The following is a 21,911-nucleotide window of genomic DNA, read 5'->3' as shown; positions in this document are numbered from 1 at the left end:
GTATAACGAAGTTTGACGACACTCATCGTGGTTTACACTCTGCGGTTTTGTGCCGCCTCGAGCAACCAGACGCACCAATCATCGATACCTTCACCTGTCGTACACGACGTACGGAAAATTGTGAGTGCCGGATTTATGCTGTGCGCATAAGCGATACACGCGTCTGTATCGAAGCGCACATACGGGAGGAGGTCCATTTTATTTACGATGAGCACATCGGAGCGCCGGAACATGGCCGGATATTTTAATGGCTTGTCGTCGCCCTCCGTAGTACTCAAGACCGTTACCTTGACGTCCTCACCCAGATCATAGCTGGCTGGACAGACGAGGTTTCCAACGTTCTCGATGATACAGAGCTCTAGTTTTTCCGGTAAGCTGTGCAACGCGTTCTGGACAAGATTTGCCTCCAGGTGGCACAAACCATTTGTGATAATTTGCGCTACGGGCACATCGTGCGCTGCAATTCGCCGTGCGTCGTTGTCCGTTTGGACATCTCCCTCGATTATCGCGAGACGTAATCGACTCTTTAAAACGTCTATGCTGCGTTCAAGAATACTCGTTTTTCCAGAGCCCGCACCGCTAAGCAGGTTGACGACAAACGTCCCATTCCCGCGGAAGTACGCGCGGTTTTCCGCGGCGATCTCGTCGTTTTTCTTAAGGACCGCGCGCTCGACGGTGATAATGGACATTGCTTGCGCCTCATGTTGTGCGGAACTAAGATAGTCCCTCGGCGAGTAATACGGAATCCGCATCCCGGCACGTTACCACGCTAATGACGCCTTTTTCCATCCGCATTCTATTCCGTACCTTTTAGATTCAAATCACCACCGTATGACACACACGCACACTCTCGCGCTCTCGCGGCCGCTGGCTTTCTTTGATCTGGAAACAACGGGTACGTCCGTGATGAACGATCGTATTGTTGAGATCGCCATCATAAAGCTACTCCCCGGTGGAAAAGCGAAATCGTTTCTCTCTCGTGTCAACCCCGAGATCCCCATACCGGCCTCTTCAACAGCGGTCCACGGAATATCGGACGAGGATGTCGTTTTTGAGCCCACATTCCGCGCACTTGCTCCGACTATCCGAGATTTTCTTCGCGGCTGCGATTTTTCCGGATACAATGTCCGCCGATTCGACCTTCCGCTGCTTGCGCAGGAATTTGAGCGGGTCGGGATTTCCTTCGACACGGAATCGGTACATGTAGTGGACGTTCAGACGATTTTTCATACACGCGAACCGAGAGATCTCACCGCAGCGTACCGCTACTATTGCGGGAAACAGCATGACGGCGCGCATGGCGCTCTGGCCGACGTTCAGGCCACCATCGAGGTGTTTGAATCCCAGTTGCGACGATACGACGATCTACCTACGACCATCCCGGAACTTGAAGCCGAAGTACATCCTAAGGACCCATCGTGGATTGACTCGGATGGGAAAATAGTCTGGGATGGTGATCGTGCCGTACTCACCTTTGGTAAGTATCGAGGGAGTGAACTGCGTGACATCCTTCACAAGGATCCGCGTTACCTCGAGTGGGTGATTAAGGAAAATTTCCCAGATTCTCTGAAAAGGGTTCTACGCGAAGCTCTGGCCGGACGACTCCCCGCTAAAAAAGCACACTGAGTCGGAAGTATCACCCGCTGAAGTACAACCCGCGAAACAAGAGGAAGCAGTCATGGCGAAAAAAAACTCTGTAGAGATTTGGGGCATTCCCACCTGCGGCACTGTGAAAAAAACGATTGCTTGGATGATCGAGCACGGCGTGGAATTCGAATTCAGGAATCTGCGCGAAACTCCTCCGTCACAGAGTCTTCTGCAAAGCGCCCTCGCATCCGTCTCTCACCCAAAAAAAATGTTGAACACTTCAGGCGCATCGTATCGCGATGGCGGATGGAGCGCGAAAGCCGCCTCACTTTCAGGACCGCAGATAATAGAAGCGCTCCTGGCAGATCCTATGCTCATAAAACGACCGATCGTGCGATCGTCAAAACTTGTGACCGTTGGTTTTCAAGAGGACGAGTGGGCCGCATTGCTCTGATGAATTCTCGCTTGGCTCATGTGATGCACCGGTCATTTTCCGCTGTCTCGACCATCCTCGTCGGACTCCGGATCGGCATCTTCCTTTCCACCCTCTCCATCCGCCACGGTCGAATTGCCATCAATCTCACTTGGTGGGTCAGACATATCGAGCACAATGGAGTTGGGTGCCGGACTTAAATGCACGGCGATTCCCACAGAGATTGTTTGAAAGTTATCGTTCATCCAATCCAGACCGTTTGAAATAATGCCATCCATCCGGTCCGTTAGGGTGATCGATCGTTCCAGGGAGACAGAGAGATCGGCTGCATCACTTACAGCGATATGGATGCCGCATCTGATTGGGAACCAGATTCCAACACCCATCTCCGATCCGCTGACCATGCGTGAAGCAAGTATGGATGGATCGATATCGACTATCTTCAAATCGTAGGGAACCAGCCCTGCTCCAAGCGAGATAAACGGACGTATACTTCTATGAAGTAACAACTCTCCTGTCACCGACGCGCTTAGAGGAAATGCGAAAGTTCTGAACTCATACAGAGAGTGTTCTCCGTGCAGGAATCGATACCCCGCCGAGAGTTCAAGATCACTCACGAGGTATTGGGATTCGACACCGAAAGCTATAAGCGCCTTTCGATACCACGCATCGAACGCACCGTGAAACGGCGTTGAAGAGCCCTGAAATTCGGTCACATTTTTTACATCGCCCACAAAACGCACTGTTCCTATTCGAAGTCCGTAATATTCCCCGGCAAACGGTAACCCCTCGAAGGGCGTTGTTCTTTTTTCAACAATATTCTGGGAATACCCGCTGGTAAGAAGGAAACCATAAAAAATTACGGCGATAACAAGTACCGACACGGTGCGCATTGATGACTCCTCCGGTTTTTCAGGAAATATACGGCAGAGGTACGTCGTCAATGCAAAAAACGTACCTCATCCATTATACGCACCGAAGTTCTAAGTTGTTCCCATGTTACAATTACAAACCGACTCGCACGCCAATGCCATTATTGCAAGACGGATCTCCGTTTGCGCAAAAACAGCAAGGATTTCGATTCATTCCCGAGGGTTTGGACTCGGACCTTGCGTTTAGTCGTCGAAGCGGGTAATCCGAAATTCGATCCGGCGGTTTCGCTGACGTCCCTCAACGGTAGAATTCGGCGCCACGGGTTGAGAGGGGCCAAATCCTTGAGTTTCTATCCTACGTTCATCAACCCCCCGAGAGACGATGTACGCTTTGACTGATTCGGCCCGTTGAGCGGAAAGGAGAATGTTCTTTTCGAAATCTCCCGTTGAGTCTGTATGGCCCCGAATTTCGATATTGACCTTCGGATTATCCAACAGATTCTTGGCTACTTTATCCAGTGTTGGGAGTGATTCCTTGAGTAGGACGGCTTTCCCGCTTTCAAACTCCACATTCTCGAGGATCATGATATCACCGAGTCGTTGGAAGAGAAGCTCGCCACGCTCGACCTCGTCTGGGCATCCATCGGCATCTTTGTAGCCGTTGACGGTTTCTGGCTGGTCGGGGCAGTCGTCCGTACCGTCAGATATTCCGTCCCCATCGCTGTCACGAGCGAGCGGCTGAAGTTTCAACATTATTTCGCGGCCATCGGGCACCCCGTCACCATCCGTATCAGCCAACAAAGGCCGCGTTTTGTGCGTTACGATTTCTTCGCCATCCCGCAACCCGTCTCCGTCACTATCCGCATTATAGGGATCGGTCTTGTATTCCGTGATTTCCTCCAGGTCTCGGAGCCCGTCGGAATCGCTATCACGCGCCGGATCGACGGCGACCACTACCGGCTGAGTATAGATGTTGTCGCCATATGGGTCGGTGTTATTTGAGCTCAGGAAATACCACGCCACGCCGACGGAGAAAAAATCGAAATTGTCGTTCATCCAATCCAGACTGCTGCTCGCAATACCGTCGAGACGATCCGTCAGGGTGACCGATCGTTCAATTGTTCCAAGCACGTCAATTCTCGGTGAAATCGTGTATCGAAGACCGATCCGCAGTGGTACCCAGAATGCCACACCCGAGCTTGTCCCGGTGGCATCCTTCGCCCTCTCCCCAGTAAGGATGTTTCTAACCTCCTTCATGCGGTACGGCAATGCACCGATGCCAACGGATACAAACGGCCGGAGTGCTGCCATGGAGTAAAACTCGATGGTTGCAGATCCGCTGACCGGATACACATCGGTGCGAAACTCGTAGGTCCGGTGCGACGCACCCAACGCGCGGAATCCAGCGGCCGCTTCGAGGCCGATCCGCATGGCGTTTGTTCCCTGGACGGCTTGCCACAACCGGTAATGGAGCAATACATCGGCACCGAGGTGGAAAGGAGTGCTTGTTCCTTCGAAGTCAGACCTGTCTTTGACATCACCGATAAAACGCACAGCACCGAAGCGAAGACCAAGCCCGATTCTACCGGGTGATGCATAGACCGAATCCTCAGGATGGTCGGCATCATACTGCGCGAACGTACACTGCGTCGCACAGAAAAAGAGAATTGCGAGAGGAAGCGGCCTTCTCAGCATGGGGGTATTTCGCGGGACGTTGAACAAGTGTGATGAAACACTCCAACCCGGCAGTGCGGTCCGCACGATGCCATCGTGACTCTCCAAGAAACTGCGCAAGATACACAGGATTAAAAAAAGATGTCAGGATCAATTATCCCAAATGTGCACCAACAATTGCGGTTATTGCATTCGGTACGCACGTGATCCGTTGTCCCGGGGTGATTATCGGGGGATGTGCTATACAGGTTTTATGTCTGCACTGTGCATCGGAGATCCGAAAGGAGCCCGCATGCACTGTCAACCGCAGCGTACCGCATTCGCCCTCGATATCGAAGTTCCCGTTTTCCGATAGTGGGAGTGCAAGCAACATCTCCTCTCTGCGGAACACCTCGACACTTCTACTCATCGGAGGCATGATATTCGTAAAACGGATCAAGGTAGGATTGTTTTGCATCGCGGGAAGACCAAGCTCCCTTTCCAGAAGCCCGAGTGCGCCATGAAAGAGGGAGACGCCATCGTAGTGCGATCGGAGAATGTTCCGTTCATGAAGCAACACGCCACCGGGGTAGACTCCAGATAACACGCTTTGTTTGAGACGAATCATCCGCTCACCAAAATGTTCTCGGAGTAATTCGCCGGCGACCGTCTCCGCAACTTCGGGTTTATCTGTGAGGATAGTCACGTCAAATGGCAAAACGCCCAGTGCGGGCCGCACTATTTCCGGAGCGGATTTCTTGACCGATTCTTTGAGTCCGGACAACCCGAATCGGAAAAACTGTCGCCGGTTCATGCTGAGTTCTCTGTGTGTGTTGAGCGTGTCTGCAGTAGTCTGTCGGTCGGTGTTGTCGGACAGTGCGAGTAGGCCGCGTTGTGGCGAATCAACGTGCGAGCATCGCCTTTTTGAGATCGGCGAAAATATCCTCTGGTCGTGGGTGACCGTTGTTCATCGCAAGAAACATCAAATGCAGATGTGTCGGAGATCTGTGCGGAAAAGCATTTTTTCCAGTTCGTCCAACAGTACCGAGCAGATCACCCGGTCCAACGAATTGCCCAATCACACAGGAAACTTCTCGTAGATGCGCGTAGTACATCAGGCCGTCGGAGCCAGGATCGTACACCCACACATACTTGCCTCCACGAATGGATTGGCGGCGTTTCGAATCCATACTGTCCGGTGTCCATTCACGATTGATACATACAACCACGCCACTAGTTATCGATAAGACTTCAACCGGCTGCTTTGTGCGGTCATCCTTGTCATCGTAATCGCGGTCGCGAATAAACACGTCGTGTGCCGGGTGTCCGCCGTGCGAATTGCCGTCAAAGAAATCGTATGACGCTGCTGCGCGATACCCTTCTCCGTTCTTTCCTCCTATAGCAGCAGGTCCATAGCCACGTAAGGGAAAAACCCACGACGAACGAGGCGCGGCGGTCGAGGTCATCGCCACAGCATGCCTTTTAAGGAATGCGGCGACTGCCTTCATCCGTGCGGCTGCATCTTTCCGGGAGGCCCGCAACTCGTAAATATCGCGGAACACTCGATCGATATCAGCGATCGACTCGGGGGTTTGAGCGGATACCGTCGCAGTAGTAAAACCTATCAGAACCGCGGCAAAGAGAATGCCGCGATGTCGTTGAAGTGGAGGACCGTTTCGCGGGAGGGGTATCATTCGCTGATATCATTCTGATTCCGAAGCATCGAGCGGGCTCCGGATCAATTATTCATGAAACGAGTCATCGAGTCCTTCGCAAAATCGACTGCGACGATTTTGGAGACTCCTTCTTCCTCCATTGTTACGCCATAAAGCGTATCGGCCGCAGCCATGGTGCGCTTATTGTGCGTGACAACAATGAATTGCGTGTTCGCGGAGAACTTCCGAAGGATGCGGATGAAACGATCGATGTTTGCATCGTCGAGCGGAGCGTCGACTTCGTCGAGAATACAAAACGGACTCGGTTTGACGAGATAAATACCAAAAAGCAACGCGATGGCCGTGAGCGTTTTCTCGCCGCCGGACAGCATGTCTATCGAATGCGGGCGCTTGCCGCGGGGCTTGGCGATGATATCGATGCGTGCTTCGAGTGGGTCGTCTCCTTCGCCGAGAATCAGATCAGCTTCGTCGCCCTCGTCAAACAGCGACTTGAAAATGGTGATGAAGTTCTTTCTGATTTCTTCGAACGTGCTGGCAAACTTGTCCTGCGCTGTCTGGTTGATTTCCTTGATTGTGTCGATGAGTGTCTGCCGCGACTGGACCAAGTCTTCCCGCTGTGTTGTGAGAAGGTCGAAACGCTCCTTCTCCCGCGTCCACTCCTCGTATGCCAGAGGATTAACGAGACCGAGTGCCTTCACCTTCATGCGCAGGTCGTTGATTTCCTCTCGAGCTTGAGCAAGATCAAAAACGTCTTCCTCGGTGTATGCCTGACGCTGGAGCGTGAGTTCGTATTCTTCACGCGCGCGTTGCTCAAGAGTCTCTATTCTGTGACGAATCTCGCTGATACGTAATTCGGTTTCATGGACCACCGTGACGGACTGCGTATGTTTATGCCGTTCGTCCGTGAGCAGCCGCTCTATGTTTTCAGCGGTGTTACGTTTGTTCACGAGCTCCGATTCGATGACGCGGGCCATTTCTTCGGCCCGCTGCCGTTCTGCTCCGTACTGCTCTATGTTCCGTTCGAGTTGAGCGCGTTCCTCAACAAGACCCTCCGTGGCGCTGCGCGCGTGCTCAATTTCGCGATCGGTTGCAGCAAGCGATTCGAGTGTTTCGGTCAAGGTCCGGGCAAGCCGTTCTTGTTCGCTGTGAAGGTTTTGAATCTCTCCGATTTTTTGCACGCGTGCCAGGTTGCGGGCATTGAGTGATTCCGCACTTCGGGCGTACTCCTGTTCAAGCTCGGCGAGCGCCAGAGACTCGGCTTCGAGTGCACGTTCAATATCGGATAGCTGTGTCCGTAATTCTTCGATGCGCGGAAGAAGGCCTGCCCGCTCTTCCTCAGCCTGTTCGCGTTCCGCGGCAAGGGCTGTGCGTTCGTCCCCGCTTTTCTGAATTTGACGCTCGTACTTCTCGGCCTCGAACACCATTTGCGCAACCCGCCGCTCGTGCGCCGACAAATCCTGCTGCCGCTGCTTCATATGGTCGGCATAGAGACGGAGATCGATATCACTGTACTCCCCGTTGCGTTCTTCGTGGAGTCGCTGGTTTTCGGCGAGACGCTGTTTCAACTGCTCAACTTCCCTTGTTAATCGGGCAATCTGGTCTTTTTTCCCGATCAGTCCGCCTTCTTCCTGTCCATGGCTTCCGCCGCGGACAATGCCGTTGCTGTCAAACACGTCTCCGTCGATTGTCACGCAGCGGAGTTGCGGATACTCACGTATGCATCGATGGGCAACTTCCGCATCGCGGACCAGAAGACAGTTCCGGAGTAAGAATTGGAAAAGGTCGTCGTGCTCAGGCCTGTGCGAGACCAGTTCCGCAGCCCAGCCCACCACTCCGTCGCCGGCAATGGGGAAGGGCACCGCCTTCGTTTTCGGCATCCGCGAGAGACAGGCGAACGTCGCCTTACCCTTGCGGTGATGTTTCAGATTATGAAGGCCGCTGATTGCTTCCGTGAAATCATTGACGAGAACATAATGCGCAGCATCACCCAGAGCCGCCTCGACGGCTACCCGGAGGTCATCTCGGGTGTTTACTGCATCGGCGATGGTGCCGTAGGTGGTGGCGGACCAGTCCCTGTTACGTAAGAGATGCTGCACGCTTTCGGAGTAGCCCTCAAGCCTGTCGACCAATCCGCTGAGAAAATCGATCTTGGTCATCTTTTCGCCGATCACACTCTGCAGTTCGAATCCCTGATTCTGCAACACGTCAATCTCACCGCGAATGGTTTGGCGGCGCTCTTCCATCAAATGGAATTCCCGCTCTGCCGCGATCGCGGCTTCGAGAATCTGGCTCTGTTTTACGTCTTCGTGTGTGAGCTGTTCACGCAGTTCCGCCAGCGCTTTGCGAGCCTGCTCATCCTCAAGGGAGAGTTTATGAACATTCTTGTCGATCGACTCGATGCGTCCTCCGTGTCGATCATACTCGGCGGTGGTGCGCGATAGCTCCTGCATCGTGCTCATTTGTGCGGCGCGCCGACTGTCCATTTCGAGCTTTTTCGCAGAGACGATTTCCTCCCGCTGCACATGAGCGGTTCGTTGCTCTTCGTAGTCCTGCTCCAAAACACCCAGCTCGGTCTGTGCAGTGCCCAGTCGTTCGGCTGCCGCATTTCGTGCAGCTTCGGATTCGTGCTGGCGCGCGGTATACGTTTCTCCCGCGGCTGTGAGTCGTTCGATGCTCGAGAGCAGCGCCTTCTCTCTCTCGATATTCACGGCAAGGGCCTGCTCATACTCGCCGATACGCGCAATGTATCCGCCCAGTTCATGACGAGCCTGTTCGAGTCGTTCTTCGATTTCGCGCTCACCCGCGCGGTGTTCATGCAGAAGGACCTCCTCACGTTCGACTTCGACTTCGCTCGCATCCCGCTCGACTACCGCCGTACGCAGACGTTCCTCAAGTGGTTCGAGACGAAGAAGCAGGCTCGTATAATCCCGCTGCAGTACATCGATCTCAAGCACCCGGAGCCGGTCGATATACTGATTGTACCGCTCTGCCTTTTTTGCCTGTCGATTCAAGGAGTTCACGGCCTTTGAGACTTCGGCGATGATGTCATCGACACGAAGCAAATCCGCCTCCACTTCATCAAGACGACGGAGGGCCTCCTTGCGACGGCTTTTGTACTTTGTCACACCCGCAGCTTCTTCGAAGAGACGGCGTCGTTCTTCCATCTTATCGCTGAGAATGGTCTCTACCATTTTCAGCTCAATGACGGAATACGCGTTGGATCCCATCCCCGTATCCATGAATAGAGAAACGATGTCCTTCAGTCGGCACACGGTGCGATTGAGCATGTAGTCGCTTTCGCCGGAACGAAAGACCCTGCGCGTGATCGTCACCTCGTTGTACTCGACGGGCAGGATACCCTTGTTGTTTTGAATGGTCAGGGATACTTCGGCGACTCCAATGGGTTTCCGGGACTTACTCCCGTTGAAAATGACATCCTCCATCTTGTCGCTACGAAGCGTCGAGTAGCGTTGCTCTCCCAGGGCCCAGCGAAGCGCGTCAACAATGTTTGTTTTTCCGCAACCGTTCGGCCCCACGATGGCAGTGACACCATCGTTCAGGGCGATATTGGTTTTATTGGCGAACGATTTGAAACCGAGTATTTCGAGTTTGCTCAGATACATGGGGTCGGGATCTTACGCGCGGTGGCAGCGGTTGCCGTCACAGCGCCCGCGCGTTGTTGTTGAATGAAAAGTCCTCACACCGTTACTACGGTAGCTCCCTCGGAGTGGCCTATGATGCGGGAATTCCTTGCATGTACCACCAGGCATGTGCGAGGTAGCGCAGATACGCGAGTGTTTCAAACTCGGCGTTCAGTGACAGAATCCAGAACACCACTGCCGCTATCGCCACTGCATAACCCCCGAGGTAAAAGATGCCGGGTCGCACATCCAGAACAATTGCTGTTCCTTTAAGAAGACGAGAGAAAATCCACACGTGAAAAACGATGTTCGCTGCGAGCGCAAGAAATTCGAGCACGGGCGATTCCATCAAGCGGTAAAGAATCAGACCCAACGGTGCGAGCATTATGATTGGGAGCACGGACCACATCGAGACGCTGTATGAATCAAACAGTGTGATCGTACGCTTCATAAAAAACGCAGCGACGCGGAGAAGCACCGCGTAGACGAGAAGGAGCAGAAACAAAATTACGCCAGTCACAAGCAGATTTGAGAGCGGATTCCATGCCGCGTAATTCAACCACTGTTTAAGCCAGATTGATCTCACGACCTGATGAATCAAGGCATCTGCAAAAATATTCGTGCGCCAGAAGTACATGAGATTTGCGCACAGAAGGGCGGAACCGAAGGAGCCTATGAGCCCGACAACGGAGGTTTGGAAAATTGAGAGCATGCGCTGGTCGCGCACATCGCTGAAAAAATTGAATGGCCGCATGAATGCACGAACCACATTTTCGCGGAATCGTCGAAACACATTGTACACGATGGCGAAAATGAGGATGAGCAGAATGCCAACCACAACAAAAGATGCAGGATGCTCCGGTGTGTAGTTGCCCACCATCAGTACCGGTGGCTTCTCGTTGTTGAAGCGCGCTTTCAGTACTTCGTAGGCCAGCCGTTTCTGTCGATATGCATCAAGGATTCCTGCGGTTCCCATAAATTGCTGGACTCTGTCGACCGACATGACGGGATGCCGCAGTTGCCAGTCGGCGAAACTGTGCACGAACAATCCGGCAAGCTTTCTGTTCATTGTTTCAGCAAAGATCTCGAGGTAGTATTGGGCTTGGGCATCTATCGATCTGGGATCGCTGTACCCGTTATAGTTGCCCACTTCCACCGGATAGGAGAGACTCGACAGCAACAGAAGCCCGCTTTCGGTTACACGCTGAAGGTCATTCAGGACCTCGCGCGTCTTTTCAACCGGAGCTGGTAGGAGGTCGTATGATGCGAAGGACAGTCCATCGGGAAGTGCGGTGAGTGGCGGACGAATAAACGACATGTACGTTAGCTGCCCGTTTGTTCCGCGCAGTGATTGCAGCAGGGCTGCTCCATACGGCGCAAATCCGGGGTGCGCGCCATCGATGCCCTGAGCGAGTCCGTATGCCACAATACAGGGGTGGGCGGCGTCCCGGATAATTATTTCCCGAAGCATATTTCGGGCACTAGCTTGGAATGCGCGACGTTCGAGAATCGATGACGGAACGCCGTACACAGGAAGGTCCTGAAACACGAGCAGCCCGTACTTGTCACACAAGGACAGAAAGAACGGATGTACGGTACCCGATAATATGCGCACAGCATTGACACCGAGATTTTTCATGATCAACACGTCGCGCTCGATATCGTCCATGGTGAGCGAACGACCACGAAGGGGTGAACTCTCGAGATATGAAACACCCTTCAGAAGAACAGGGGCGCCGTTCAACAAGAACCTTGAGCCATCGGTTTGGAAATGACGGAGCCCGACATGTGTGTACGATTCATCGACAAGTTCGCTGCCGCGGTATGTTCGCTGAACAAGAGTATACACCGAGGGAGTTTCGGGAGACCACAGTCTCGCGGCAGGAATGGAAAGGGATGTTGTAACGGGAACGAGGCGATCCTGTTCAATGTCTATCCGCTTCGCTTCACTCCGGTAGACGAGTGATCCGCTCTGTGCGTCGATGACTTCTACAACGTGTTCTACAGTTGATTTCCCGTAGCCGGAAGATTCGTTAGAATCAGCGCGGTGCAGGGGAAGGGGGCCGGAATTCAGGAGTGCTTTATACGTGATTGAAGCCGCCTTGCCTTCGCCTGAAATCGAGGTTTGAATTTCCGTTTCCTGAACCCAGACGGCTCCATTCCCAACGAGTGCGATATCCTGAAGAATGCCGCCATAATGAAATCGATTCCACAGTTGTTCACGCAGAGGCAGGGTTTCCTGCGCATTCAGCGAAGGTGATATGGAGATGACAATGCTGTTGCGGCCCGGTTTGATGATCCCAGGTCCTATTTTGAAACTGAAGGTTGTTTCACCCGCATGTTTGCCAATAAACTTGTCGTTAATTCTGATTTCGCAGTAATACGAAATACTCAAAGCCACAAGCTGGAAAACCGCCTTGCGCGCGAGTGCCGCCGAAACATCGAAATCACGTCGAAACGTCAGTGGAACGATCTCAGTGCATGAAGAAGGGACCCGTACAGATCTCCATGTACCGTCGTCGTCGGTCTTATATTGCCATGTGCCATTCAGATCGACAATGGCCCGGGTTGGGGAAGCCGCGAGGAGTCCGGTTGAAGATTCAGTCGAGAGGGGTCGGCCTGATTCTAAAAATGCGACCTGAGCTGTCGCAGTGTATGCGAGCGCGAAAAAGAGAGTCGCAAAAACAGAGGCACGCATGCTTTGCAGGGGCTGAATGTAAGGGTGGTGGGCTGCCGTCGGGAGGAATCCATGGACGGATTTTAACCAAACACCCAAGCTAATACAGACGCGCAGAAGTTCCAACCTGCTGGGCCGGTGGTGTGGTTTAGAGCGAATGAACTGTTGTGGCTACAAACGTGAGGTACTGCGTCTCCGGCATTGATGCGAGCACCGGATGGTCGAGAGCGGCACCTCTCACAGCAAAAATTCGGAGATATTTATTTTGGTTTCGAGCGGATCGTTTCAACATATCGAGAAAAACATCTTCCGTGACATGCTGAGAACAAGAGCAGGTGACCAATGTTCCGCCTTCGGGTAACAGCCACATTGCTCGTTCGTTCAGCTTTTGATAGCCCTTCAAGCCTGAAGCAAGACGATTTTTACTCCGAACAAAGGCCGGCGGATCCAGGATAATCATATCGTAATTATCCTTTAATGACGCGTTAAGCGATTCAAAAACATCAGCCACATGGAAAGCTACGCCCGCAATGCCGTTGCGGCCTGCATTGGCCTCCGCCCTTTTCACGGCGTCTGAAGAGATGTCGAGACCAACGACCGAGATAGCCCCACCTCGAGTAGCATGGAGGGCAAATCCCCCATCATTGCAGAAACAGTCAAGTACGCGTTTACCTCGAGAAATCGTCTCAACAAGAAGGCGATTTTCACGCTGATCGAGGAAGAATCCGGTTTTCTGTGCAGCTAAAACATTGATAATATACGACATACCGTTAATGTTAACGGTTGTTGCACCATCGGTTCCGAGAAGAAAGCCGGTTTGAACTTGAAGTCCTTCGTAGGAGCGCCACTGCGAATCGCTTTTCTCGAAAACGCTCTTTGGTGAAAATGTATCCTGAAGCCACTCCACTGCGATCGGAACAATGCGGTCTGCACCTGCCGAGAAGGATTCCAATACAAAGACATCATTGTACCTATCAATCACCAGGCCCGGAAGAAAATCGGATTCTCCAAAAACAAGTCGATACGAGTTTTCATAGGAAACGGCGGCTCGAAAATCATCAGCTCTCCTCATTCTCCCTCTCACAAGTTCTCGGAAACTATCGAATGGTTTCCTGGAGATCATTCGTATGGCAATTAGTGAATTTCCGTTCCAGAAACCGATCCCTAGCAGGCGACCCGAATGATCAATGACTTCAACAAAATCACCGTTGATGGGGGTGCCCTCGATACGCTCCAACTCGTTTGAAAATATCCAGAGATGACCGCTGCGTATCCGGCGGTCTTCCTTTTTTCGAAGAATCGCTTTTGCTTGAGTTTCCATGCCTATAAGGTACAGCTTCTTCTGATAAAGAAGAAGCCGGATGTTCCACGTGGAACATCCGGCTTCTCGGGAGGGTGCAATCTGCGGATTATTTCTTCATTTTCTTTTGCTGCTTTGCTTTGTCTTCAAGAGAGTTCATGGCGCGCTCCATCCATCCCTGACGTTTTTTCTGTGCCACCTTTTTAAGTTCGAACTCGCCCGTTTTTCTGGTGGAGTGCCACTGCTGGAGTATGGATAACAGGTTGAACGTGAAGTAGTAGAGGTTCAAGCCCGAGGGAAAGGCGTTGAACATCACAAAGAACATAATTGGCATCATCCACACCATGGCCGCCTGTCTTGGATCCTTCACGGTCTGTTTTTGCTGGATGAACATTGTTACAGACATCAGAAGCGCGAGTACGCTGACAAAGTCTGTTCCAAGGAGCGGGATTTTGAAGGGAAGATGGAACAGGATATCGGGTGCAGAAAGGTCGGTGATCCAGAGAACAAACGGTTCATGCCGTAGATCAATGGTGGAGCGGAATATGGTGAATAGAGCGAATAGTATAGGCATTTGAAGAAGCATGGGAAGGCAGCCGCCCGCAGGATTCACTCCATAGTCGCGATAGAGCTTCATGGTCTCTGAGCTCAGACGCTGCTGATCATCCTTGTACTTCTCTCGTAGATCGTTGATCATCGGCTGCAATGCCTGCATCTTCTTCATCGAATCGGTGCTGCTCTTTGTGAGCGGGTACAGAAGCAGCTTGATGATCAAGGTAAAGAGGAGAATGACAATGCCGTAGTTTGGGATAAACGTATGCAGGAAGGAAAAAAGCGGAATGACGAGGTATTCAGAGAAGGGACGGACGATGAAAGCCCAGCCGAGGCTGATAGTCTGCTCGAGTCCGGGGTGCTGATCCTTTAGAAGATCGTAGTCCATTGGTCCGAGGTAGAGAGAAAAGGCGCTCCTTTCATTCTCTGTTTCACGAAAACGCACCTTCATACTTGCCTGGTACAGTTCGCGGGCGCCTTCGAAAGGCAGCGGAATGTGTTCTCCCTTGATATATGCGCCGTTGCCCGTAAAATCGTTCCTGCAGATCAGAGCCGTAATAAAGTACTTGTTGTGGGCAGATACCCAGTGAGTTTTTCCGTTCGTTGTCAGATCCTTCACATCCCCCATTGACGATACATCAAGAGACTGGCGTTCGTCTTCGATGAATGCACTCGCCTCGGCAAACGTGGCTTCGTCGACGGTATTAAGCTCTGTGAGTGCGGGAGAGTTGATGGTTACCTGGTACTCATTGTTCGCGATGACGCCTGATAGGCCTTTTGTTTCGATATCTATGTCGATAGCAAACTGACCGCCTTTGATGGTAAACGTCTTCACGATACTGCCGCCATTGGCGCTGGGGAGGATTGCGGAAAACGAGAAGCGAGACGAATCTTCAACAGTGACAAGTTTTCTGTTCGCCAGTTCGGGAATCTGGAAATACAGATCTTCCGTCTTTATCTCTTTACCTTCGCGCGTAATAAAAAACAGATTGAGATCGGAAGGAATCGACCAATCGATAAGTTGTAACGGTTCATTGTTCCACGTGGAAAAATTCTTCAGGGTCCATCGCTTGATGCCTCCACCCCGAGTAGAAAAGACCGCGGTGTATTTGCTCGTTTCAATGGTCAGTCGATTATCCTCGCCGCGGGCCGATCCGGCGAAAAACTGTCCGAAGCGGAGACGAGCTGCGTCAAACCGAGCGCTGTCGGGTTCGGTAGAAGCCGGGATCGCGCCCGGGGCTGCCGATTCCTGGGTTTTTACTTTTGATTCGGTCGACGGATTCTGGGGCCTGTTTGAAGCGACCACAGTGGTGTCGGTTGCAGTGGATGCCTCCGACGGTGGAGGCGTCTGCATGCTGGTATAGATCATCCAGCCCACGAAGAGCAGTGCGATGAGAACAAAACCGATGGTGGCTTGCCGGTCCATTGCTTTAATCTTGTTATTATTGGACTTATGGTACGGGATCATATCCGCTGCCACCCCAGGGGTTGCATCGGAGAATACGCTTCAGCGCGAGGTAAAGGCCTTTGAGCGGGCCATGCTTCTCGATGGATTCAATCGCATAACTGCTGCAAGTAGGATAATACCGACAGCTTGGCGGAAAGAGTGGTGACAGGAGGACTTGGTATCCGCGAACAAAAAAGATCAACAGTAGCTGAATTAGCCGTCGCATCGTTCTGTTATCCTTTGGCGGACTTCCTGTAGGATGTCAATCATATTCATTGTTGCTCGCGCAAAGGAAAGAGGTTCGGCTCCCGGTATGTACAAAAAAACACAACGAAATCCGATATTATAGTGCGTGCATGTATCCACAAGGCTTTGTCTGTTCAAGCGCCATGTTTCTCGAAGCAGTCGCTTCGCCGTATTTCGGCGTACTGAATCGGATGCTCTCTTGACAGCAAATCCCACCGTGCACACACAGGGTGGGATTTGAGAGCTGAGGGTGTAATAACAGCGCAACTCCGCTGTTTGCACCAAAGCGTGTTGGGCAATGATGTCGGAGAATGCGCGTCGTCCGCGAAGTATTTCCGATTTGGGCAACCGGAACGCGCGCGTCACATCAACGGTAGCGTGGCTCGTCGCTGACTGTCAGTTTCCACCGGCCTTTTGCGCGGCGGCGGGCAAGGACCTTGCGACCGTTTTTTGATGCCATACGGGCGCGGAATCCGTGTGTGTTTCGTCTCTTGCGTACGCTGGGCTGGAATGTCCGTTTCATGAATATTGCTGTCGTGAGTGATTCGAAAAGAAAACAGATAAAAACTTACGGAAGAAAAGTGATACGACGCAAGTCCGCAGTACGCCATAAAAGAAGAACGGCGAAGGTGCCTGCTTCGCCGTTCCGGGGTGTTGAGGTGGGATTGTTGTAAGGAAAGATCAGCTCATACGCATGGATACTCTCGTGTTCAGGAACAGCCGCTCGTTGTTCCGCAGTCTTCACACACCGTGCAAGTACCGTTGCGCTTCACCCGCGAAGAGCCGCAGCTTGTGCACATTTCGCCAGTGTACCCTTGTGCACGTGCAATCAGTACCGCGTTTGAATCCTTATTGACGCTGATGCGGGCGGTTTCAACGGCAGGGAGTTCTTCACGCCGGAGAAGCGTCGGTGGAGTGCCGGAGGTGGCAAAAGGTTTGTCTACCGGCTCGTCGACAGATTTAACATGGACAAAATCCGTGCGGCCAAGATACTCGTACCCGAGGACGCGGAACACGTAATCCAGAATTGATGTCGCGTTTCGAATTGCCTCGTGTCCGATAACAACGCCGGCGGGCTCAAAACGTGTGAAGGTAAACGAATCAACAAGCTCCTCGAGCGGCATGCCGTACTGCAGCGATTTTGATGCAAGAACAGCGAAGCAGTTCAACAGGCCTTTGAACGATGCACCTTCCTTGTACATGTCGATGAAGATTTCGCCGAGAGCACCGTCCTCGTACTCGCCGGTACGGAGAAACACCTTGTGTCCTCCGACCACCGCTTCGCGTACGAAGCCATGCCTCTTTGCCGGGAGCTTCCTGCGCTGCGCGCGGAAGATGGATTTCTCCACCAGTTCCTGGACTTCTTTCGGGCCGATGGATTCATTGAAGTCGCTCTCGTCGCCGATCTCCGCGAGTGCTTCCGCGTCGGGATCGCTGACTGTATTCAACGGTTGGGAGAGTTTTGAACCATCGCGATACAAGGCATTTGCCTTCAGCATCAGCTTCCACGACAGTGTGTATGCGCGCTTCACATCTTCAATCGTGGCATCCGAAGGCATGTTGATGGTCTTCGAAATGGCACCCGAAATGAAGGGCTGCACAGCGGCCATCATACGGATATGACCTTCAAAGGAAATAAAACGCTTGCCGCGGCGGCCGCACTTGTTTGCCGTGTCGAACACGGGAAGATCACTGGCGCGCAAGTTCGGCGCGCCTTCGATCATCATTGTACCGCAGACGTATTCGTTTGCGCGCTCGATCTCATCCGTTGAGAAGCCGATAGCTCGGAGCATGTCAAAGGAAGGATCGTTGAGTTGATCGGCCGTCAGGCCCAGCGAATAGCAAGCATCCTCTCCGAGGATCCATCGATTAAAGGCGAACTTCAGATCGAAGACGGAATCGAGATGCGACTCGATTTTTTCGACCATGTCGTTTGTGAAGCCCTTCGCCAGCAACGATTCGCGATTGATGTCGGGGCAGCCGGCCAGCGTGCCGTGGCCCTTGACATACTTCTCGATTTCCTCGATCTGTTTCTGTGTGTAGCCGAGGTACTCGAGTGCCTTCGGGACGGATTGGTTGACGATCTTGAAGTACCCGCCGCCCGCGAGCTTCTTGAATTTGACGATAGCAAAATCGGGCTCGACACCCGTGGTGTCACAATCCATTACCAAGCCGATGGTCCCGGTCGGGGCAAGGACACTGACCTGTGCATTTCGATACCCGTGCACTTCGCCCAGCTCCAACGCGCGATCCCAGCTTTCACGCGCGGCGCGAAGAAGCGACTCGGGGCAAAGATTTGCATCGATGCCCACGGGGAGCATGGTCAGTCCCTCGTATTGCGCGGGCGGCACGTTGTACGATGCGCGGCGATGATTGCGAATCACACGCAGCATATGCTCGCGGTTCGCCTGGTAGCGAGCGAAGGGTCCAACCGTAGAGGCGATCTCCGCGGAGCTGGCATACGCCTCTCCGGTCATAAGGGCGGTGATTCCGCCTGCAATCGCGCGGCCCTTTTCACTATCGTAGGGGACACCTGCGATCATGAGCACCGTTCCCAAGTTCGCGTAACCCAGTCCGAGCGTGCGGAAGTTGTAGCTTCCGAGAGCGATGGAGTGGCTTGGGAACTGTGCCATGAGAACGGAGATTTCGAGTGTCAGAGTCCAGATCCTGACCGCATGCCTAAAGGCCTCAACGTCGAATTCGTGATTCTTCTCGTTCCAGAAATACTTCAAATTGATCGAAGCGAGATTGCATGCCGTATCGTCCAGAAACATGTATTCGGAGCACGGATTGCTCGCATTGATTCGACCGTCTTCAGGGCATGTATGCCATTCGTTGATAGTCGTATCATACTGAAGACCAGGGTCTGCGGAGCTCCACGCGGCGTACGAAATGCGGTCCCACAAATCACGTGCATTCACTGTTCGATGGGGAGCTCCGTCGGTGCGGCGGATCAGATTCCAAGTGCTGCCCTTCTCCACGGCGTGGAGGAAGTCGTTCGTGACGCGCACGGTATTGTTCGAATTCTGTCCGCTAACGGTGACGTAGGCGTCCGATTCATAATGCGTGTCGAATTCACGGATATCAAACTCCGATACTCCCTGTTCCACGAGTTGCAGCGCGCGGTAGAGATAATTCTCGTGTACCTTCGCCGCCTTTGCCTTCCGAACAGCACGGCCCAGAGCGAGGTTGGATCGTACGTCCGTCGACTTCCCTTCGATCGCGGCTTGCATTATCGCGTCGAGGTGCATTTTGTTGATACGGCTTCCGGTAACAAGTGCCGCGACCTTCTGTTCTTCGATGACCTTCCAGTCCACAAAATCTTCGATATCCGGATGGTCGACATTGATGATGACCATCTTCGCGGCGCGGCGGGTTGTTCCGCCGGATTTGATTGCCCCGGCGGCGCGATCGTTGATCTTGAGGAAAGACATCAGTCCCGAGGATTTTCCTCCTCCCGAGAGGCGCTCATCCTTTCCACGAAGATTGCTGAAGTTTGTTCCAGTCCCAGAGCCGTATTTAAAAATGCGTGCTTCTCGTGTCACGAGGTCGAAGATGCCGCCTTCATTGACGAGGTCGTCGTTGACAGATTGAATAAAACACGCATGCGGCTGAGGCCGTGTATAGGCATCGTCCGAAAGCGTGATTTCGCCTGTGCTAGGATCCGCGTAATAATGGCCCTGTGCCTGGCCCTTGATGCCATACGCATAACTCAGGCCCGTGTTGAACCACTGCGGCGAATTCGGTGCCGCCATCTGTTGCAACAGGGTGAAGGCCATCTCGTCGTAATAATTCGCAGCATCCTCATCCGCGTCGAAGTAGCCGTACTGCTTGCCCCAATCCATCCAGCAGCCGACCATACGGTGCACCACCTGCTTGATGCTCGTTTCTCCTCCCATTCGCGGCGTGCCGTCGGGATGAAGTGCGATCGTGCCGTCCTCGTTATACTGAGGCACCCCAGCCTTACGGAAATATTTCTGCGCCAATATGTCCGTTGCCATCTGGGACCAATGCGAAGGCACCTCGATATTGTGCAGCTCAAACACCACACTGCCATCGGGATTCCGCATGACCGAAGAGCGACGGGTGTACGAGAAACAGTCGTACGCGCTCTGGCCCGGTTTTGTGAATCGGCGCTGAATCTTCATATCTATGACCTTCGATTTTCCCTCCGGTGGAATAGCGCGTATCCATCCACGGCATCCCGAGGGAGGCATTCACTGGCAAAATTGTAAGGGGAGCAGGTGTTGTCGTCCGGGGGATACGCCGCCCTCCCTGTGCCTTCTCACGCAGGGAAACGTGCAGCTTGCTCTATGGGTGCGTATCGGGGTGGCGGGGACATCAACCGCAAAGAAATATACGTACGACCCCGTGCTTTGTCAAGAAAAATCCGCAGACGTTTTTACTGCGATACTTGAAGCGACGCCCGTAACTCGCTGTTATACAACGCGATGCGCGGCGTTTAAATCTCGCGTTTTACTTGAAGTATGGAGATTTTTCAGTGACCTAAAAGGAACGCGGAAAACAGGGCTTTTTTCGAGGGTTACACGGAAAAAGAACCAAGAATGGCGCGCCTCGATGCACCGGTAACTTTCGGGAGATTCGCACAATTTCCGTGCAACCATTCATTGGCGAGCACTGCAAAAGACACCGCCTCCTTCGCATCGGCGGGTACGCCGAGTGCGGTTGCGTCGAAGAGCTCCGCGTTCGAAAGCCCATGGCGCAGGCCTGCGAGAAAGAAGTTGTTCTTTACTCCACCGCCGCTGATATAGACGCTGCATGCAGCGCTCCGTGCGACGAGAGGGGCGAGTTCGCGAATGATAGAACGGACCGTACACTCCGATGCAGTTGCGACGAGATCGGTGGGGCTGTTGATCTCGAGATCGCGCGCAATCTGCAGCAGCGTCTCGACATAATATCGTCCAAAGGCCTCACGCCCGGTAGATTTCGGAGCAGGTTCTCTGAAAAAGGAATGGCTCATCATCCACGAAAGCAGGTCGGCATTCACACGGCCCGAGGCCGCGACTTCACCGCTCTCATCGAACTCGCGTCCAAAAAATTGGCGCATCAGTGCATCAACAACCATGTTGCCTGGCCCAAGATCCCATGCAACCACTTCGGCTTCAGTGCAGGCAGCGGGGAGCCAGGTCATGTTTGCTATGCCGCCGATATTCAGAAGGATCCGGTCTTCTTCATCGGAACGAAAGAGGAGATAATCGACATACGGAACTAACGGTGCGCCCTGTCCACCCAGCGCCATATCGGCGACACGAAAATCGGAAACAACAGGCACGCCAGTCAGGGCCGCAAGAACGGCGCCACTTCCCGCCTGGAAAGAAGATCGTACCGCGTATTGACCCGTCAGAACCGGCTCCGGCACATGATGAAGCGTCTGTCCGTGCATTCCGATGAGATCCACTTCGCGAATCGCGAAACCCGCTTCCGTGCACGTCTGGCGCACGGCATCGGCGTAGACATGGGCGAGCAGCGCGTCGAGTACGCAGATGTCGAAGACGTTGCTCGTGCTCGCTTCCATACAATCGAAAATGCGCTGCTGTATCTCCTCCGCGTAGAGCGTTTCGGAGTAATGCACTAAATCCACCGAGGTCGCCGGACCGCTGCCCGTTACGCGCACCAGTCCGACATCAACAGCATCGACAGAAGTGCCGGACATGATCCCGCAGATCAGGCGCGTCGGGCTGTGGACAAGCGACGAAAGAACCTCTATGGGAGAACGCATGAATGGCGGCAAATCGGTGAAGTCGATAATAGGATCAAATCCCTAGCAAATAGGGGAAAAGGAATGTGAGAATCAACGATTGGAAAG

Annotated in this window: 16 protein-coding genes; 2 read left to right on the top strand and 14 right to left on the bottom strand. The window is 53.1% G+C overall.

The annotated features are described in order from the left end of the window. Positions 1–32 precede the first annotated feature (32 nt). Positions 33–689 (bottom strand): hydrogenase nickel incorporation protein HypB, encoded by a 657-nt coding sequence (gene hypB, locus HY962_04500; GenBank protein MBI5646171.1) that lies wholly within the window; start codon positions 687–689, stop codon positions 33–35. 142 nt (positions 690–831) lie between these two features. On the opposite strand from hypB, the gene HY962_04495 reads away from it, so the two are divergent. Both HY962_04495 and HY962_04490 read left to right on the top strand, forming a co-directional pair. Then, positions 832–1,626 carry a 3'-5' exonuclease gene (locus tag HY962_04495; GenBank protein ID MBI5646170.1) on the top strand — a complete coding sequence of 265 codons (795 nt, stop codon included), beginning with the start codon at positions 832–834 and terminating at the stop codon, positions 1,624–1,626. Between the two features lie 52 nt (positions 1,627–1,678). Beyond that, positions 1,679–2,041 carry a Spx/MgsR family RNA polymerase-binding regulatory protein gene (locus tag HY962_04490; protein ID MBI5646169.1) on the top strand — a complete coding sequence of 121 codons (363 nt, stop codon included), beginning with the start codon at positions 1,679–1,681 and terminating at the stop codon, positions 2,039–2,041. 32 nt (positions 2,042–2,073) lie between these two features. On the opposite strand, the gene HY962_04485 is transcribed toward HY962_04490, so the two are convergent. The 13 genes from HY962_04485 to HY962_04425 form a co-directional block, all read right to left on the bottom strand. Further along, positions 2,074–2,913 (bottom strand): hypothetical protein, encoded by an 840-nt coding sequence (locus HY962_04485; protein MBI5646168.1) that lies wholly within the window; start codon positions 2,911–2,913, stop codon positions 2,074–2,076. Between the two features lie 222 nt (positions 2,914–3,135). Next, positions 3,136–4,653 carry an OmpA family protein gene (locus HY962_04480; protein ID MBI5646167.1) on the bottom strand — a complete coding sequence of 506 codons (1,518 nt, stop codon included), beginning with the start codon at positions 4,651–4,653 and terminating at the stop codon, positions 3,136–3,138. A 67-nt stretch (positions 4,654–4,720) separates the two neighbouring features. After that, positions 4,721–5,359 (bottom strand): NusG domain II-containing protein, encoded by a 639-nt coding sequence (locus HY962_04475; protein MBI5646166.1) that lies wholly within the window; start codon positions 5,357–5,359, stop codon positions 4,721–4,723. Between the two features lie 88 nt (positions 5,360–5,447). Next, entirely contained in the window at positions 5,448–6,239 is a 792-nt protein-coding gene (locus tag HY962_04470) for a M23 family metallopeptidase (GenBank protein ID MBI5646165.1), read from the bottom strand. Positions 6,240–6,283: 44 nt separating this feature from the next. Further along, on the bottom strand, positions 6,284–9,844 hold the full coding sequence (smc, locus tag HY962_04465; GenBank protein MBI5646164.1) for a chromosome segregation protein SMC: 3,561 nt from the start codon (positions 9,842–9,844) through the stop codon (positions 6,284–6,286). A gap of 109 nt (positions 9,845–9,953) precedes the next feature. Next, a complete protein-coding gene (locus HY962_04460; protein ID MBI5646163.1) occupies positions 9,954–12,665 on the bottom strand; it encodes a hypothetical protein in 2,712 nt (903 codons plus the stop codon). Between the two features lie 22 nt (positions 12,666–12,687). Further along, positions 12,688–13,860 (bottom strand): class I SAM-dependent rRNA methyltransferase, encoded by a 1,173-nt coding sequence (locus HY962_04455; GenBank protein MBI5646162.1) that lies wholly within the window; start codon positions 13,858–13,860, stop codon positions 12,688–12,690. Between the two features lie 88 nt (positions 13,861–13,948). Further along, a complete protein-coding gene (gene yidC, locus HY962_04450) occupies positions 13,949–15,859 on the bottom strand; it encodes a membrane protein insertase YidC (GenBank protein MBI5646161.1) in 1,911 nt (636 codons plus the stop codon). After that, entirely contained in the window at positions 15,843–16,064 is a 222-nt protein-coding gene (gene yidD, locus HY962_04445; GenBank protein MBI5646160.1) for a membrane protein insertion efficiency factor YidD, read from the bottom strand. The genes yidC and yidD overlap by 17 nt, the downstream gene beginning before the upstream one ends. Next, a complete protein-coding gene (locus HY962_04440; protein ID MBI5646159.1) occupies positions 16,052–16,450 on the bottom strand; it encodes a ribonuclease P protein component in 399 nt (132 codons plus the stop codon). Before HY962_04440 ends, yidD begins: the two co-directional genes overlap by 13 nt. A gap of 1 nt (position 16,451) precedes the next feature. Then, entirely contained in the window at positions 16,452–16,607 is a 156-nt protein-coding gene (rpmH, locus tag HY962_04435; GenBank protein ID MBI5646158.1) for a 50S ribosomal protein L34, read from the bottom strand. A 187-nt stretch (positions 16,608–16,794) separates the two neighbouring features. Beyond that, positions 16,795–20,232: a vitamin B12-dependent ribonucleotide reductase gene (locus HY962_04430; GenBank protein ID MBI5646157.1), complete on the bottom strand. Its 3,438-nt coding sequence runs from the start codon at positions 20,230–20,232 to the stop codon at positions 16,795–16,797. A gap of 395 nt (positions 20,233–20,627) precedes the next feature. Then, positions 20,628–21,824: an anhydro-N-acetylmuramic acid kinase gene (locus HY962_04425; protein MBI5646156.1), complete on the bottom strand. Its 1,197-nt coding sequence runs from the start codon at positions 21,822–21,824 to the stop codon at positions 20,628–20,630. Between the last annotated feature and the right edge of the window lie 87 nt (positions 21,825–21,911).

Source organism: Ignavibacteriota bacterium (genome assembly GCA_016218045.1).
In the GTDB taxonomy this organism is placed as follows: Bacteria; Bacteroidota; Ignavibacteria; order SZUA-365; family SZUA-365; genus JACRFB01.
This window is presented reverse-complemented; position numbering and strand designations above follow the sequence as displayed.